General features: G+C 43.9%; 18 protein-coding genes. 2 read left to right on the top strand and 16 right to left on the bottom strand.

Translation table 11 applies throughout. The features are described from left to right. Positions 1-32: 32 nt before the first annotated feature. Complete coding sequence (locus KFF44_RS08755) at positions 33-560, bottom strand: PepSY-associated TM helix domain-containing protein (protein WP_255933392.1); 528 nt, start codon at positions 558-560, stop codon at positions 33-35. Between the two features lie 220 nt (positions 561-780). Here KFF44_RS08755 and KFF44_RS08750 point away from each other — a divergent pair, with 220 nt between their 5' ends. Continuing rightward, on the top strand, positions 781-1908 hold the full coding sequence (locus KFF44_RS08750; protein ID WP_255933391.1) for a porin: 1128 nt from the start codon (positions 781-783) through the stop codon (positions 1906-1908). Positions 1909-2294: 386 nt separating this feature from the next. Here the strand turns inward: KFF44_RS08750 and KFF44_RS08745 are convergent, their stop codons facing one another. Together KFF44_RS08745 and KFF44_RS08740 are read right to left on the bottom strand one after the other, a co-directional pair. Continuing rightward, complete coding sequence (locus KFF44_RS08745) at positions 2295-2591, bottom strand: chorismate mutase (RefSeq protein ID WP_255933390.1); 297 nt, start codon at positions 2589-2591, stop codon at positions 2295-2297. Between the two features lie 83 nt (positions 2592-2674). Then, the gene (locus KFF44_RS08740) at positions 2675-3571 is read right to left on the bottom strand and encodes a lipopolysaccharide assembly protein LapB (RefSeq protein WP_255933389.1); all 897 of its coding nucleotides are present in this window, start codon (positions 3569-3571) and stop codon (positions 2675-2677) included. A gap of 163 nt (positions 3572-3734) precedes the next feature. Between KFF44_RS08740 and KFF44_RS08735 the strand changes: the two genes are divergently transcribed. Beyond that, the gene (locus KFF44_RS08735) at positions 3735-3914 is read left to right on the top strand and encodes a hypothetical protein (RefSeq protein ID WP_255933388.1); all 180 of its coding nucleotides are present in this window, start codon (positions 3735-3737) and stop codon (positions 3912-3914) included. A gap of 81 nt (positions 3915-3995) precedes the next feature. Here the strand turns inward: KFF44_RS08735 and KFF44_RS08730 are convergent, their stop codons facing one another. From KFF44_RS08730 to KFF44_RS08670, 13 genes are all read right to left on the bottom strand, one after another. Next, the gene (locus KFF44_RS08730) at positions 3996-4808 is read right to left on the bottom strand and encodes a squalene/phytoene synthase family protein (RefSeq protein WP_255933387.1); all 813 of its coding nucleotides are present in this window, start codon (positions 4806-4808) and stop codon (positions 3996-3998) included. A gap of 84 nt (positions 4809-4892) precedes the next feature. After that, positions 4893-5495 (bottom strand): superoxide dismutase, encoded by a 603-nt coding sequence (locus KFF44_RS08725; RefSeq protein WP_255933386.1) that lies wholly within the window; start codon positions 5493-5495, stop codon positions 4893-4895. A 98-nt stretch (positions 5496-5593) separates the two neighbouring features. Further along, entirely contained in the window at positions 5594-6181 is a 588-nt protein-coding gene (locus KFF44_RS08720) for a gamma carbonic anhydrase family protein (RefSeq protein ID WP_255933385.1), read from the bottom strand. A gap of 29 nt (positions 6182-6210) precedes the next feature. Further along, the gene (gene argC, locus KFF44_RS08715) at positions 6211-7266 is read right to left on the bottom strand and encodes an N-acetyl-gamma-glutamyl-phosphate reductase (RefSeq protein ID WP_255933384.1); all 1056 of its coding nucleotides are present in this window, start codon (positions 7264-7266) and stop codon (positions 6211-6213) included. A gap of 70 nt (positions 7267-7336) precedes the next feature. Next, positions 7337-8206 carry a flagellar motor stator protein MotA gene (motA, locus tag KFF44_RS08710; protein WP_255933383.1) on the bottom strand — a complete coding sequence of 290 codons (870 nt, stop codon included), beginning with the start codon at positions 8204-8206 and terminating at the stop codon, positions 7337-7339. A gap of 125 nt (positions 8207-8331) precedes the next feature. After that, on the bottom strand, positions 8332-8877 hold the full coding sequence (locus KFF44_RS08705; RefSeq protein WP_255933382.1) for a hypothetical protein: 546 nt from the start codon (positions 8875-8877) through the stop codon (positions 8332-8334). A gap of 19 nt (positions 8878-8896) precedes the next feature. Continuing rightward, entirely contained in the window at positions 8897-9508 is a 612-nt protein-coding gene (locus tag KFF44_RS08700) for a redoxin domain-containing protein (RefSeq protein WP_255933381.1), read from the bottom strand. 30 nt (positions 9509-9538) lie between these two features. Continuing rightward, complete coding sequence (locus KFF44_RS08695) at positions 9539-11656, bottom strand: protein-disulfide reductase DsbD (RefSeq protein WP_255933380.1); 2118 nt, start codon at positions 11654-11656, stop codon at positions 9539-9541. A 109-nt stretch (positions 11657-11765) separates the two neighbouring features. After that, positions 11766-13064 (bottom strand): glycerate kinase, encoded by a 1299-nt coding sequence (locus KFF44_RS08690; RefSeq protein WP_255933379.1) that lies wholly within the window; start codon positions 13062-13064, stop codon positions 11766-11768. Next, entirely contained in the window at positions 13039-14454 is a 1416-nt protein-coding gene (locus KFF44_RS08685) for a M28 family metallopeptidase (RefSeq protein ID WP_255933378.1), read from the bottom strand. The genes KFF44_RS08690 and KFF44_RS08685 overlap by 26 nt, the downstream gene beginning before the upstream one ends. A 43-nt stretch (positions 14455-14497) precedes the next feature. Beyond that, the gene (locus KFF44_RS08680; protein ID WP_255933377.1) at positions 14498-14842 is read right to left on the bottom strand and encodes a 5-carboxymethyl-2-hydroxymuconate Delta-isomerase; all 345 of its coding nucleotides are present in this window, start codon (positions 14840-14842) and stop codon (positions 14498-14500) included. Positions 14843-15082: 240 nt separating this feature from the next. Then, positions 15083-15673: a YceI family protein gene (locus tag KFF44_RS08675; RefSeq protein WP_255933376.1), complete on the bottom strand. Its 591-nt coding sequence runs from the start codon at positions 15671-15673 to the stop codon at positions 15083-15085. A gap of 139 nt (positions 15674-15812) precedes the next feature. Further along, positions 15813-16706, bottom strand: coding sequence for an SDR family oxidoreductase (locus tag KFF44_RS08670; protein ID WP_255933375.1), 894 nt, complete (start codon positions 16704-16706; stop codon positions 15813-15815). Positions 16707-16744: the final 38 nt, after the last annotated feature.

The following is a 16744-nucleotide window of genomic DNA, read 5'->3' as shown; positions in this document are numbered from 1 at the left end:
TTTTGGTAAATTGTACTTGAATATCAACAAATTTATGCTGATTTTCGACTTCGCTTTTTCTGCCATTTTTTAACATGCGGTAGAAAAAACAAATAAATCCCCGTTATCCATAACACAAATAGAACAATACCTGCTGGTAAAAACAACCAAAGCTTTGCCCAATCCGCAAAGAAACTTCCATCATGAATTTGTTCAATAATGTCTGAACGCCTGAAAGCGACTTGCAGGATTTCTGCTGTATTTGCGTCAACCTGAACTTCCCAATTCGTTGCCGACACAAACTTGACCATTCCTTTATCGGCCTTAACGTCTACCCGTTCAAGGTCTGCCCAAGTGGTAATGCCCGCATGTTCAACAGTTTTGGCGGCTTCATATAATTCGGCTAGTGACCTTGTTGGAATTGCCTCGCGCTCTATTCCTTTTTGTGATTTGGGCTGTATCCATTCAATTTCTTTTTTTAGCATCAGCAGGATGCCTGCGCCAATCATCACCAATAGTGGAATAGCAATGATAATAGATCCCCAGTGGTGTATCTGGCGAAATAACTTTTGAGTTTTCAAGTTTTGCTCCCCGCAGTGCCCAAATTCAACTTGTTATAAGCTATTTATAAGTTGCTGCTTTCTTATAGGTATATCAACAGAAAGTGATTAGTAAAGGGCTGGTATCGGGATCACAAACGATTGATCTTTTGAAAAAATTAGCAAGCTCAGGATTTGACTTATTGCTTGCTATTCTTCAGATAGATAATGAGACACCACAAAAATAATATTGAAGACCTCTATGGGACATAAATTTTCGTCCATACTTGCACTATCATTTACTCTGTTTTCCCAAAGTGTTTGTGCCACCGATGACAAAAGTGAGGCTGCGCCGGGCCCCTTCAGTCAGGATAGGTTACATATCGGCGGGCGTATAATTCTTGAAAATGCAGAAGCAAGATTTGACGGTGTTAATTTTGATGAGAGTGAACTAAGGCAATTACGCATAAGACCAACCTATAATTTCTCTGATACCTTTAGGGTTGTTGCCGCTTTTGAAGTCTCCAATAATAATATTGAGCTGCCAAACGTTTTTCTCGAACAGCGAACCGGGGCATGGAGATTTAGGCTAGGACAAGCCAAGCTCATAACCGGTCTTGATGTTGCCAACAGCAGGTTAGCATTATCCTTTATCAATCGTCCTGCAATTATTGAACTTACATCAGCACTTACTCGGCAAACTGGTTTGGCGGTGCGTTATCGTTCAGGCGATTTTGTTTATCATGGCGGGGTATATCAAGGAGCGATATCAGATGGCGGGGACGAAGAAGCTACGGTTTTTTCATCACGTCTGGTGTGGAGCCATGAAAACTCCGATGGCAACAGATTTCATATTGGTGGGGCTCTTAGATACAGGAACCGCACTGACAACGATTCATTCATTTACCGAATACGCCCTGAAACCCGCGCTGTACCAAGATTGATCAACTCTGCCCGTAATTCTAGCGAAGATATATTGGCTGGAGGAGAGGCGCTATATCAAAGCGGACCCCTTACGCTAACCGGAGAAGCTATTTATTTGCGTGCCAGCAATAGCGATAGTCTTGGTTTTTACGGCGACATTAGCTGGTTCTTTGGTGGAAAGCGCGGATACCAGAAGGCGAACGCCAGGTTAGATTTAAGCGATGTATCAAATGGCATATTTCATGGCGGCATTGGTGCATTCGAGGTCGCTGCGCGGTTAGATTATGCACGTATTCAGGACGACGCCAATATTGCTCAAAGGCAATTTTCTCAAGAACTCGCCTTTATATGGCATATGGAACGGAATCTAAAACTTGTAACAAACTTAATTCACACACGGTCCGGCCCGGTTAATCAAAGACAAGACGTAAATAGCCTTAATCTAAGCCTACAGTTTTCTTTATAATTTGTATGAAATTTCATCGGAATTTTAAGTTGGGAAACTCAGAGGGCGATGGGGGTTAGCCCTCTGAGTTTGAATAACAAGCCGCGAAACTCTGCTAGCCCGTTACAAGAAGGTTTGTATGTTATTTTGCGTAACTTCCGCAATCGAAAAACGTCGATCTCACGGTTATATTACCCGCATGTTATCTTGCAACGAATTCGCTAAATATGGGGTCTATACAGTAGTGAAAAGTATGAGTTAAAAAATACGTAAACTACGCAATAAATGACAAGAAAATACAATATGAAGGATATAAATTATAAATCAGATGCCAGAATAAACATCGAAACAAAAAAGAACCGTTCACAAGTCAATAAAGGTGGATTGGACACCCGCAGCACTTGAACTTATTTTTCCTCTGCAACTTTATCCCAAACACCAAATTCATAGTTGATGCTCCACTCAATTAAATACCGGTAAACATCTTCAATATAAGTAGCGTTGCCGTTCAATTTTTCTGCTGTCGTTAAGGCCTTTTGCACGACATCTTCAACTCGGTCTTCATCACGAACGGTATTTCTGTCCGCCTTAATGTGACCAGCCTGAGCGATATATTCTAATCGCTCTAGTAATAAAGGGACAATTTCACGGTCAATACGATCGATCTCAGCGCGAACTTCGGGCATTGTTGTGCAGTTTTTCAAGGCCAGCCTCATTTGAACATCTTTATGGAACGGTCTATTTCTTATAGTTTGCTGTGCATTCATTCAAGCGATGTTTTGTCGCGTTATGATGATGATTTCACCGACGCATCATTGATGCGTTTCAAAACAGACTCAGGAATTACATTAAAGAGCAATAGAATTGCTTGTTCACGCTTGCTAATTCCATCTAACAGCGTGAAATATCCTTCTTGCTGCTTTGCTTCCTTTGGGTCAACCAACGACCTAATGATAACACTCGCAGCGTCCAATTGCCCTGAAAGCGCATAAATGTTTGCAAGTGTTTTCGTCGCAATGTTTTTAATCCGCGGATTATTTAAAAGTGGCTGCAATAATGCAATCGCACTTTCATATTCACCGCTTAAGGCAAAAGAAATCGCAAGGTTATTAATTGTCCCCGAATCCTTAGGGTCAACCTGAAGGGCTTTGTCGTAGAAAACTCTCGCTTTTTCATCCAGTTCCAACACCTGTGCCAAGGAGCCAGCCAAAGCCAATATTGGTAATGTCGCTTCCCCTGATTCTGCGGTAGGTTTGATAACAGCGTAGGCTTCTTCAAACTCCTGACCAAAGGCATAGGCTTGAGCCAAAGTTGTTTTGGCAACCGAGAGGTCTGGATATTCCATAACAAGCGTAGTTAGTAGGGAAATTCCTTCACTTCGCTTTGACGTTTGACTAAGAATTCTGCCTTTAGCGAGCTTTGCAGTAAGAAGGTTTGGATCGTTTGCAAGGGCTTGCTCATATAAGTTCAGTGCGTTGACAAGATTACCAGACCGCTCAAACCCTTCCCCGATGCGTACCAACCCTTCCGGGCTTTTTCTGGCTACCTCGTTTCGTGCATTCGCGGAAAATGGCCCCGCACCGTTATTTGTGCGCCTTTCCGGACCACTGGAGCATGCGGTTAGGGCTAAGATGAAAACGGTGAAAATGATTCGGACCGATAAAATTTTATTAAAGTTTGGCATCTAAACCCCGCCTTTTATCGCTTTCTATTAAGCTTTTCGTAACAAACAACACAAAAAACAGCTATTTTCTGCGATTTTTTGCATTTGCAGTTACTATTTGTTATATTACTAACTGCTGAGTAGGCGTGTGTCATGGGTAAATACACGCCGTTGGAGTAAAAAAATGGATATTCTTGGTTCAACGGCTACAAGTAACCAATTTGTAGCTGGAAATGGAAGTTCTGCACAAGAGTCTGCTGTAGCTGAACAGCGGGTAGCAGAAGATAGTTCTGTTGAAAGACGTGAAGCTGAGCCTTCATCTACAGGCCCTGGTGTTGGGGAACGGGTAGATATAGAAGCCTAGCTGTCTGACGAATACAGCGTATCAGCCTTGCTTGTTTTTGCAGGGCTTTTTCTGTGTCCAATTCAAATAAATAGATGGGCCTTATCCAACAATTGCTTGCCAGATCATGCCTATAATTTTTCGTGCTGTTCCTGGCTGGTTATCAACAAACATTGAAACCTTATAATCAGAACGCTTTAATGCAGATAAATACTTGCGTGTCATAGAGATCAAAAGCAATACACTCTGATCCTTAGCCTCATTAGATTTTAATTTGGTGTTTTTGAGGCCGTTTTCGATTTCGGTTGCGATATTTTGAACAATCTCACGGACCTGATCGTCGAATTGTTGTAAATTAGAGTTTACACCAAAAGAGATAAGCTGATCATCAGAACTCGCTTGAAAAGGAATGGCACGGATTAACCCCATAAGTGCCCACGCTGTTCCACATTTAACGGCTACCTCCCTACCATCAGGCTGTCCATCATTGCAGATTAGCAAAGCGGCCTGGCATAATTTACCGCCAACATTTTCAGCATAGTTTTTCAATGCGTCCATATCCGCTATACCATCAGTATAGAGGTCAGACTTTCGGGCTTCGATTACGTCCATTAGCAACGGCGCAATCGTCCTTAGTTGAGCAATTTCCGATAGTTCCTGTACAACAGGATGTTCCCGAACATGACCATCAAGAATTTGCTCAATTGCTTCCGCCCACCATTGAAGGCGAATTTCGCCAATCATCGTCTCTGAGACGGTTTCACGGGTTTTCGCAATTTCCTGATTAAAGGCATAAAGGGCGAATAACGCTCTACGTTTATCCTCAGCCGCAAACAAAACGGTCAAATACCGATCAGGATCGTCATTTCTTACCATATTTTGGCAATAGCTTTGATTGTCTGTTGCTTGGGTCATTGCATTCAAATGGTTATTGTAGTTTCAGATTATATGAAAAAGGGCCCGTAAAGAGCCCTGTTTCAGTTCATATAGTATTTTGCATTATGCAGCTGCAAGGTTTGCCGCAGCAAATTCCCAATTCACAAGGCTTTCAAGGAAAGTCGCAATATAATCAGGGCGGCGATTCTGGAAATCGAGATAGTATGCGTGCTCCCAAACATCCATTGTTAGAAGCGGTGTTGAACCGTCTGTTAATGGGCATTCTGCATTTAAGGTCTTCACAACTTCAAGCTTACCGTCTGCATTCAAAACAAGCCAAGCCCAACCGGAACCAAACTGAGTTGCACCAGCGGTTTTAAAAGCATCAGCAAAAGCATCAAAGCTACCAAAATCTGCATCGATTTTTTCTGCAAGCGCACCAGTTGGTTTGCCGCCACCGTTCGGTGCCATCGAATGCCAATAGAATGTATGGTTCCAAATTTGTGCCGCATTGTTGAAAACGCCTGCTTTGGATGCGTCGCCAGCAGTTGCTTTCATAATATCTTCAAGGCTTTTACCTTCAAATTCTGTACCTGCAACAAGGTTGTTCAGGTTTACAACATAGGCATTGTGATGTTTGCCGTGATGAAAACTTAAGGTATTGGCTGTGATATGTGGCTCAAGCGCATCTTGCGCATAAGGAAGAGCTGGTAATTCAAATGGCATTGCTACTAACCTCTCTAGCTGATGTTATTGACTGAATATGTGTACGCTATATGGGCGCTTTGGATGATGTTTTTCAAGGGAAAAGTTATAAATTTCCATTAGGGATAGGGTTCATCCGCAGTTTCACCCTTTGCATCAATCTTATGTTGCTCCGCAATCCTTCGGTAATGTTCCGCCATACTGCGGTTTTTTTCAATTTCTTCGGGACGTAAACCGCGAACAAACTTGGCAGGCCTTCCGGCCCAGAGTTCACCGGATTTTATTGTTTTTCCTGGTGTAAGCATTGCCCCAGCCGCAAGCATACCATCACTTTCTATAACTGTGTTATCCATCACAATTGCCCCCATCCCAACGAAGGCATTGTCCTTTAAGGTACACCCATGAAGCATAGCCATGTGAGCCACCAATACATCCCTACCAATAAGTGTTGGATAGGTATGTGTGCTCACATGGATAACAGTACCGTCTTGAATATTACTTCGCTCACCAATTTTAATATGATTTACATCGCCTCGTAGAACGCAGTTATGCCAAATGCTAGCATGTTCCGCGATGGATACATCACCGACAACTTGCGCACCATGAAAGACATAGGCGCTATCGGCAATGTCCGGCCACTTACCCTGAAACGGTGTTAACCGACCACCAAGGTCGGTTTCTTTGTAAAGCGGTGTTTTTTTATTCATAAGAACATTTCCGATGAGAAGTTCTAAAGTTATGGGAACATTGCGACTTGGGTAAGCCCCAGATCTTCCTCAAGTCCCAGCATAATATTCATATTCTGGATGGCCTGCCCAGATGACCCCTTCACAAGGTTATCAATCGCAACAACAATGATAGCGTGCCCTGCTCTACGATCCTTAAAGATATTCATAACAGCACGATTTGAACCGCGAACCATTCGTGTTGCCGGGGCTGTAAACCCGTCTAAAATTTGGATGAATGGATCAGAGCCGTACCGTTGTTGCCAACAATTTTTAATATCTTCGATTTCACACTCATTAAGCCGAACATAAATTGTCTCTAACTCACCACGGTTCATTGGTACCAAATGCGGGGTGAAACTGATAGTAACATCGCTTTCTGCCGCAACTGACAATTCTTGTTCAATCTCTGGCATATGGCGGTGATGCCCCAGACCGTATGGGTGCATGGCCTCGGAAACTTCTACAAACAGATTTTGTTCCTTTAGGGACCTACCGGCCCCTGAAACACCTGACTTTGCATCAATAATAATATTTTCAGGTGATATCAGCCCGGTTTGCAAAATCGGAATAAGCGCTAACAAAGCAGCAGTTGGATAGCATCCTGGGCATGCTACCAAATCTGCGGTTTCGATCTCATCCCTGTAAATTTCACTAAGGCCATAAACTGCCTGTTTTTGAAGTTCAACCGCTTGGTGTTCACCGCCGTACCATTTTGCATAAGTACCCACATCACGTAGGCGGAAGTCCGCAGACAAGTCGATAATTTTTGGCGGATTTTCACACGCCATAATTTTACCGATAATTTCCTGACTTGTGGCATGTGGAAGCGCGCAAAAAACAACGTCAAGACTGCTCTTACTCCAATCAACACTATGAGCTGAAACTAGCTCTGGAAGGTCATATCCAATCAGGTGCGGAAATACCTCCCCAATCATTTTCCCGGCTGAACGTTCAGCGGACAACATTGAAATTTCAACCGATGGATGTTCCAGTAAAAGCCGAACCAAGTCTGCGCCTGTGTAACCACTTGCGCCTAAAATACCAACTTTGATTAGATCGTTCATAATCTATTTTCCATAAAAATACCGCCTGCCGAATGACAGACGGTATCGAATAATCACTCAGATAAGTCTTTTAAATGTCTGGCGGCAATTCCGCAATGGCTTCTTCAAGCTCTGTGAAAGACGGCATATGATGGCTTGGGCATGCGCGCCTGCCGAGTTCAACAGAAATCTGCGGTGCGTTCCCTTGTAAGTGGGCGACAAGAATGATCTGGATCAAATTCATAAAGTGACCATCTTCTTGTAAAATCTGATTAAAGCGGTTGGCAATCGGGCCAATCAATAGATAACCGAGGAAAATACCTAGGAATGTCCCCACAAGGGCACCACCAACTGAAGCACCAAGAACTTCTACTGGTTCAGAGAGTTTACCCATTGTTTTAATAATACCAAGAACGGCCGCTACGATACCAATCGCCGGAAGTGCGTCCGCCATATTTTGAATAGCATGTTGTGGTTCATGCTCTTCCTTATGGTGCTTGTCCAAATCCGCCTTCATGGCGTCTTCCATTTGGTTCGGATCTTCAAAGTTCATCGTCATCATACGAACATAGTCACAGATAAATTCTGTAACATGATGGTCGCTTTCGATCTTTGGAAACTGTTGGAAGATTTTAGATTCGTGCGGGTTTTCAATATGGGGTTCAATTGCCACGACGCCCTTACTTCGTATGGTTTTAACAAACAAAAACATCAGAAGCAGCAGATCTTTATAATCCTGCGAATTCCATTTCGGTCCCTTCATTACGGAACCAATGCCGCCTAACGCGCCCTTGATAACGTTGGTACCGTTCGCGCTGACAAAACCGCCAATCGCGCCACCAAAAATCATCATCAACTCGAAAGGAAGTGCTTTAATAATGATGTCAAACTTACCGCCGGCAAGCGTAAAGCCACCGAACACCATGACCAAAACAATGACAAGACCAATGATAAAAAACATAAGTTCAAATTCCATTTTAGTGCATGAATTTAGTTCATACACCTTTCCACTTATGGTTAATATGCGCGAATAGGTTTAACAACACCTTAAAAAATCTGGGAAAATTATAAAAAGCCCGTTACTGATTATTTAACCTTGGTTGCAGGTTGGAGAATGGTTTCAAAATTCTTTTGCCAAACACCATCAACGAACCGCTCACCAAATTCGTTCCAATCACCATTTTCCCTGCGCTGGAAGGTTAAACGATAACTTTTATCTTCGATGAAGCAAATAAGTTTTTGACCATGTAAGTCGCAGTAAAAGGGCCGACTGACGCCTTTGGACGTGTATGGGCTATATACATACTGGCCGCGCTCAGCATCAAAATATATGACCGTATGTAAGCCATAGAACTGTTTATTGTCTCGAAAACCCCGCGCCTGAATGATCAAAACACTATTTTGAACATCAAACCACACATCTTCTGTATCATAATATTTGCTGGTAGCACCATCCGCTTGATAGGATGTCCCCTCGCCTGCCCAGTGTCCAACAAGAAACTCAAGTTTTTCGATGGCTATACGTTCTACAGACTTAGACTGATTATTGTCCTGGGCTTTGCTCGCAAGCGAAACAGAGGCTAATGCAACAACAATCGCAACATAAGTTTTTATAAACCGTGACATTGTCATTAATTACTCCAGGTTTGAATTAATGACTATATTTCACTGAGCAGCCGTATGGTTTTGTATTTACAGCCTCAATATCGTTGCCTGCTTTCAGGCTATCCCATGCGGCTTTAACATAATTTGTTGCGCCTTTAAGGCTAGCGGGGCGTGCGGATGGTCTATCGTCAATAGCGCCCTGATATTGAACAATGCCTTTTTCATCGATCAGAAACATATGTGGTGTCGTACGCGCTGCATAAAGCCTGCCCACGTCCCCTTCCGGGTCTAACAATACACTTGATGGATATGCACCCCGCGTTGCTGTTAACTTGTCCGCTTCTGCACCAGACACATACCCCTGTTCCCCTTCAGCAGATGATATGATTGATAGCCAGACAACACCATCATCAGTGAGTGCACTTTGGGTACGCTGCATATTACCGCTTCCATAATGTTTGCGCACATATGGGCAATCATGATTTGTCCATTCAAGGACAACAGGCTTACCGAGGAAGTCACTTAATGATACTTCATTTCCTTTTGAATCAACCGCTGTGAAGTTTGGTGCCGGTTTTCCAACTTCTACGCCGTTTGCAATACCGGCAACAGATAGTGCGACAACGATAATAAGTGCAAAAACAAGTTTATTCAGCATGTGATCACTCCTTGAAACAAAGGTTCCGAATTAAATCGGGTTAGACGTTACCATGTCCTTTAATAAACCCGTTGTCAAAACTTCGGGTAAAACAATGGCCTCTTTTTGTCCTTTCGGGAAATAAAGGTAAAGCGGCACGCCAGCGCGTTGATACTTAGCAAGAACGCCGGCTATTTCTGCATCACGGTTTGTATAATCACCCTTTAAAACGGTGATACCTTTATCATCAAACAATTTTATTGTTTCCGCGCGGTTTAAGGCCACCCGTTCGTTAACCTTACAGGTAATGCACCAATCCGCGGTAAAGTAGGCGAATACAGGCTTGCCCTCAACTGTTAAGTCATCAAGCGCCGCGTTACTGTAAATACCGGAATTCGCAAATACACTATCACTGCTTTTGACCGCTGTTTCACTGCCTGATCCTTCATGTATCGGCTCTACGTTCCAGAAAATTGATACTATGGACAGCAGGCCAATAGCGCCTGATACAGTTCTAAGTATCTTGCCATTACCTTGTTGCCATAACCAAATGGCGAAAACGACTGCAATAATAGCGAAAATCAAAAATAGCATCGCAATGCTGCCCGCTTCATTATTGAAAACAAACAAAAGCCAAGCCGCGGTTGCCAGCATCGGGAAGGCAAGACCTTGCTTAAATGTTTCCATCCATGCACCAGGGCGCGGTAGTGCCTTTGCAATACGGTCACTATAACTAAGAATTAAAAACGGTAGCGCCAAGCCGAAGCCAAGCATGAAGAAAACGAGGAGCGCCACATATATCGGCTGCGTAAGCGCATATCCGATGGCCGGTGCCATGAAAGGTGCAGTGCACGGCGTTGCAACAAGTGTCGCCAGCACACCTGTAAAGAATGCGCCCTTTGTTCCTTCTTGGGCGGCAAGCGACTGCCCTGCGCCTTCAAATCCCGTTTGAATATTAAACATGCCTGCTAACGAAAGCGACACCAAAACCATTAATAAAACCATGAAGGCAACAAAAATTGGTTCCTGCAGTTGAAAGCCCCACCCAACGACCGAACCACCAGCACGCAGGGCCAGTAAAATACCAACGATCACACCGAAGCTTGCGAGGATACCAAAGGTGTATGCCCAACCTTCACGCTTACGCGCAGATTTGCTCATGCCGCCAGCGGATAAAAAGGAAAAGGCCTTCAGGGACAACACGGGAAATACACACGGCATTAAATTCAGAATAATACCACCTAGCAAGGCAAATAGCGCAGCCTGCCATACTGGTAGCCCTTCCGAGGCTGGAACAGCAGCTGGAACTGTTGGGGCTGCAATTTGAATAGCGTCAACAATATTAAGCGCAGGATCAATATTAACGGCGGTAATTTCACCGTTTGGTAATTCCAGTTTCAGAATACCAGAACCGCTTTCGGGCGATAATGACCCTTTCAAGCGTTTCAGATTTAGCTCTAATCCATCGTCACTTACATTGACAATCTGAGCGGCGGCATAATCCAGCACACCCTCATACGCCGGGAAATAATATGCATTCTGGATTGTTTCTATTTCATCCGCAGACATATAAACCATAAGCTTGGCAGCTTCCGGTGCTATCTCAATCGAGGCATCCCAAAAAGCGGGATCAGGCATATTTTGACGAGCGTTTGCAAACAGACTTGCGTTTTCTGCACTCGCTGATTGTTCACCAACAGGCAGTTCTAGTTCGAACTCGCCGTACTGAGGAACGCACTCGACTTCGCAAATCAACCATTCCGCTGTTGCTTTAATCCTAATTGAATTTGCGGTGATAATTTGGGGCGTTTGAATAGGAATAAGAAGTGTTGACGATCCATTATATCCATAATTGGTTAGTGGCCCAACGGGTAATGGTTCCGGCACAGGATACACTGTTTCACCAGCCTTGAATCCATTTGGTAGTTCCCAGTTGATATTGGTCGGCATTCCACTATCGCCCGGGTTTTTCCAGTATGTATGCCACCCTTCAATTGGTTCATAATGTAAGGCAAGCCATGTCACATCATTGGCCCCAATCACTGAAACCTCTGACGCTAATATGGCTTTTGTGTGAGTATCTTCGACAATACTACGCTGCGCTTGAGCAACCGCCCCAAACATCAGAAAACATATTAGTATACCAATTGATGAGAAAACGTTTCTCATACCCAAACCTTTCAAAATTACCCTTGCTCTATAGCAAGTGCTGGGTGACTACGCATTTCAAAAAAAAGTGTGATATTAAAATCAGATATAAAGATAAAAGCACGTTATATCAATCAAGAGCAGGTATTAAGACAGCCCTAAAATCATTCACATTCGTATGTGTCGGATTTGCCTGAATAATAGTCCCTAATTTATTAAAAAAACCGTTACTATCACTATTCGCTATATAGTCTTCGGGGTTTAACTTCATATCGCGCATTAAGGCTTTGCTCTCGGGCGTAAACCATGCACCTGCTGCATTTCCTGATCCATCAAGGCCATCTGTGTCGGCAGAAAGTGCGTAAACCCAAACATCATCTGGTAGCTCATTTAACAGCGTTAAAAGGAAATGTTGGTTAGGCCCACCTTTGCCATCCCCTTTAACCCCTGAAGTAAATTCGCCGCCAAATAAAAGCAATTTAGGGCGCCGGCCGCGCCGGGTATACATCCGCGTAATAAACCGTGCTTGTGCTTTACCGTTAATTGCGGCGTCACCAATGGTGTTGTAATTAAGTATTTGCGGCGATAGGCCCAACTGCTGTGCAAACTCAGCCGCGTAATCAATTGCAAATCTGGCATTTGCGATAATTTCGTACCGACATTTATTGAACACAGGGTGATCAGCATTGACTGTTTCAGCAAATTTACCGCTATAGTCGATACCATATTTGGCCAAAATTTCTTTTGCATCTTTTACTGTAGACGGATCAGAAACAGTCAGCCCCGAACCGATCACTGATGGATCATCATCAACAACATCAGAAATAGCTAGCGTTATAATTTGCTTTGCATTCTGTCCTGCAACCGCCAACTGCCCACCCTTTAAACGAGATAAATGCTTTCGTACAATATTCAATTCCTGAATATCCGCTCCAGCGTGCATAAGCTTTTTGGTAATTTCACTTTTTTCAGTAACGCTTAATCCATCAACAGGAAGCGCGACTGAGGAAGAAGCGCCACCTGATAGTAAAATAAGCAATAGATCATTTTCGCAGGCAGACTTTGCTATTTCCAAAACCTTATCGCCTGCGAGCACACTTGCGTCTGAAGGAAAAGGATGGCTTGTCTCAATAATTTCGATCTTTTTGCTGATTTTATTGCCCGCGTGCGGTGTAACCGCAATACCCGTTACATCAACATCAGGCCAACAGGTTTCAACAATCTCAGCATAGCTGGCTGCCGCTTTACCAAGCGCAATAACTTTAACACTGTTGTAACCGCTAGGGTCTGGTAGTCGATTAGGTAAGCAATTCTGGGGGTGCGCAGCCGCAACTGCGACACCATACAAGCCTTCTAGAACACTGCGCCAATCCATGTGGATGGATTGGCCAGTTGTGTGTTGATTATTCGCTTGCATTATCGCTTGCATCAAAGGCACCGATCGGGCCTGGGAATACAACGGGGCTTTCAAGGCCATCGTTTGCGACTGCCGCGACCCCAAAGAAATAATTGTCGATAACAATGTTATCGAGGGTCATCTCACGTGCGTCCTTGCCGATGAAGCGGCTCCAGCGCCACTGGCTATCCGTAGTAAGGCGCCAATAAACACGGAATCCACGCAGGTTTGCGTGCTCTTTCTGATCACCGCGCACTTGCCATTTAATGGTTGTTGATGGCTGAACAGCACCTTGTAATTGAACATTGACCGGGAACGGAGGCGAGCCGGCGATATCAGCAAGTGTGATTACGTTTAGAGCCGTCAGTTTGCGCGCATAATCAAAATCTACACCGTCGATTGTATCGCCGAATTTGATACCGTTTTCAGTGCGAAGGTCCTGATGTTGGCGGTTATAATTTTCGTTCGTTTCCATAATTCGAACACCCGGCCAGCCGGCTTCGTTAAATGGGCGATGGTGGCCGCCACGACCAAAGCGATCAAGACGGTAAATCATCATAACGTCTAGATTTGGAATATACTGATCAGCAAGGCGATCAATTAATCTTGCCAGATTGCGCGATGGACTATCAACTTCACCTCCACGGAAACGCCGCCAGCGAGCTTCTTGCTCAGTTTCAAGCGCTTTCGTGCCTTCAGAAAACACACGTGCAGTCGTGTTATCTATAACACCGTTAACACCTGCAATATTGCCGATCATGTCATTGTTGAGAATGCCCATAACACGCCAGCCTTTTTCTTTGGCGTGATCAGCAAGAATGCGCCCACCATAAAGCCCTTGTTCCTCGCCAGAAAGGCCCGCATAAACAATCGTACCAGGAAACTTTGTTTTACAAAGAACACGCGCTGCCTCGATGGTTCCTGCCATTCCAGAGGCGTTATCGTTTGCGCCTGGCGAGTCATCTGTGTAATTCATCACATCAGAAACGCGGCTATCAATATCGCCCGACATCATAATCACGCGATCAGGGTCCAAAATACCCTTTTGTACCGCAATCACATTCACCACCTCGGTCGGGTTGGGAATGCGTGGCCCAGTAACCGTGTCTGAAATTGTATAGACTTCAAGGTCAGCATTACATGTTTTTGCTATCCGCTTAAACTCAGCCTCGATCCAACGACGAGCAGCGCCGATACCCCGTGTATCCGACTTTGTATCGGAAAGCGTGTGGCGAGTTCCAAAACTTACCAGTTTGCGAATATCCTGTTCGATACGATCAGCAGAGACATCTGCAACCATGGTATGAAGGCGCTTTACTTCGGTTGGTGCATTTTCATGCTCATGTGCAGTAGCATTTGGCGCTAAATATGTGGTGGCAAACAGAGCCCCCATCAGGCCAAAGGTAGTTGTTTTGAAACCCATTTTGATTTCCCCTATCCTCTCAAGTTCCCCATCAATAAAATCTCTAATCCAATATTTTAACGTAAATATCCTGATCTGTATCACGGGCATCCACGCTTAAGCTCGCGATTGGTACCGTAATCATAGATTTGACCTTTGTAATGATATTTTCAGTCAACTTGCGCTTTGTTGCAACATCGCGGCCTTTAAACAAATATACAGTGATGTGCATAAAGTTGGCTGGTCGTCCCTCAACGAATGAATGATCGAAATTTTTGGTCCGGATTTTAATGCTTTTTTCTTCAAAAATACCCATTTCCATAGAGGTTTCATGCACGGCTAGCATAAGTTCGTTCGGTACAAACTCACTATCAAGGTCAGATGAGTGTTCAATAATAATATGAGGCATAAAACTTCCAAACCAAAATTGACCGAAAGCACGTTAATTGTGGCCACAATAACTGCGCTCTCAATGATTTGACTTAGCTTATTCCGCAAACACATAGTGCTTGTCAAGAAATGCGACGCAGAGCAGCTATTTAACGATGATTTGAAATTGTTAAAGTTTTGCGCACAAGAATTAATAAAAAGAAACCCCCGCTTCTTTTTCTGAAAGCGAGGGTCAAATGAATTAGATTTTGGTCAACAGTTACCGCGTAAAAATTAACGAGGCTGTTACCGGCACAATCGGTGAAATTGCATCCAGCCCTGCTAATTCACGCAATTTCAACACACCCGCGCCCAAATTAAAATCATCGGCATGAACCAATACCGGAGAGGCAGTTTCAACCAAAACCGTAGTGTCTGATATCCGTGTCACAAACATATCAGCATCCAGATCCATATTTTCGAAATGAAGATCAAGATTGAAAGTCACGTTCACAAGCTTTCGTTCTCCAACCTTCAAACTGCTAAGGTTCAAATCTATGATATTTAAAGAAACGACTGCATTTGGGGCGGTTTCTGTTTCAAACAAAAGCTTACGCATTCGTTCATTTCGAATATCGATATTTGTTTCGACGCTATTGAGCGAAATTGTAACTGAAACATCACCATCATCCTGAACGTTTCCAGAAAGCTTCTGAAAGGTATGAACCTCTCCTACTTCGGATTGTTTAACCGTTATGAAAGATACCCTTGATTGCTCTTGATCAATCTTCCAGTCTTCTGCCATTGCGTTAGCATTCAATAGGATTGAACTAAATAAAAGCATTAAGAACAGGGTTATAGTTTGTCGCATTGCATATCTCCGCTCAGGAACCACTTACATACCTTGGATATTGAATTACTTTGTACCAGCTTACGATCAAATTGTCTTACGCATAAATTAGCTTAATATCAGTGATAAAATCGATGACCTATTTTGAGGTATCAAAATTTCATCCTTCATCGCTTTGTGATGGACGTGCACTACTACCCGCAAGAATACCTCCATCAACCGTTAGCTCTATCCCGGTAACATATTTAGATTCCGGGGATGCAAGATAAAGCACAGCATTCGCTACATCATCAGGTTCGCCGATATGCCCCAATGGAATATCACGGCCCACAGCCTCAAGCGCGGCTTCACGCGCAGCACCTTCACCGAGCATCGGGTCCCACATGGGCGTTAAAATGGCGGCGGGATGAACGGAATTACACCGAATACCATACCCTTGCTCTGCACAGTAAAGTGCAACGGTTTTCGTGTGGTTTCTGATGGCTGCCTTACTCGCGGCATAGGCACTGGCGCCCGGTATTCCAACGATACCAGACCGCGATGATATATTCACGATACTTCCTGAACCACTATTCTTCATCGCTTTGATCGCATATTTGCATCCAAGCACAGTTCCGTTGAGGTTCACATTCATGACCTCAGACCAGCTAGCCATATCCAGATTTTCGGGATCATGAGGCCCGTCTGTTTCAAGAAAGCCCGTAATACCAGCATTATTAACCAGAATATCCAGGTGTTCATGATTAGTCAAAATGGTATCTATTGCACCCTGCCAATGGCTTTCCTGTCTCACATCAAGCTGAATGTAACGGATATGATCATCAATCCATTCATTATCTTGATCCGGCAGCGTTTGATGAAGGTCGGACAGGTAAACAATCGCGCCTTCACAGGCAAATATTTTTGCTATAGCAAGTCCTATCCCTTGTGCTGCACCTGTCACGAGGGCTACCTGGCCTTCAAGCCTGCCTTTTTTGTCGCGTTTATTTACATTGGTTTTCGCGTGTATTTGGGATGAGTTGCTTTCTTTTGAAAATTGAACGTTTTCAGGCATAATTCTTCCTTACAGATAAACATATATGGTGCCGAAAT

Source organism: Kordiimonas sp. SCSIO 12610 (assembly GCF_024398015.1).
Taxonomy (GTDB): Bacteria; Pseudomonadota; Alphaproteobacteria; order Sphingomonadales; family Kordiimonadaceae; genus CANLMI01.
This window is presented reverse-complemented; position numbering and strand designations above follow the sequence as displayed.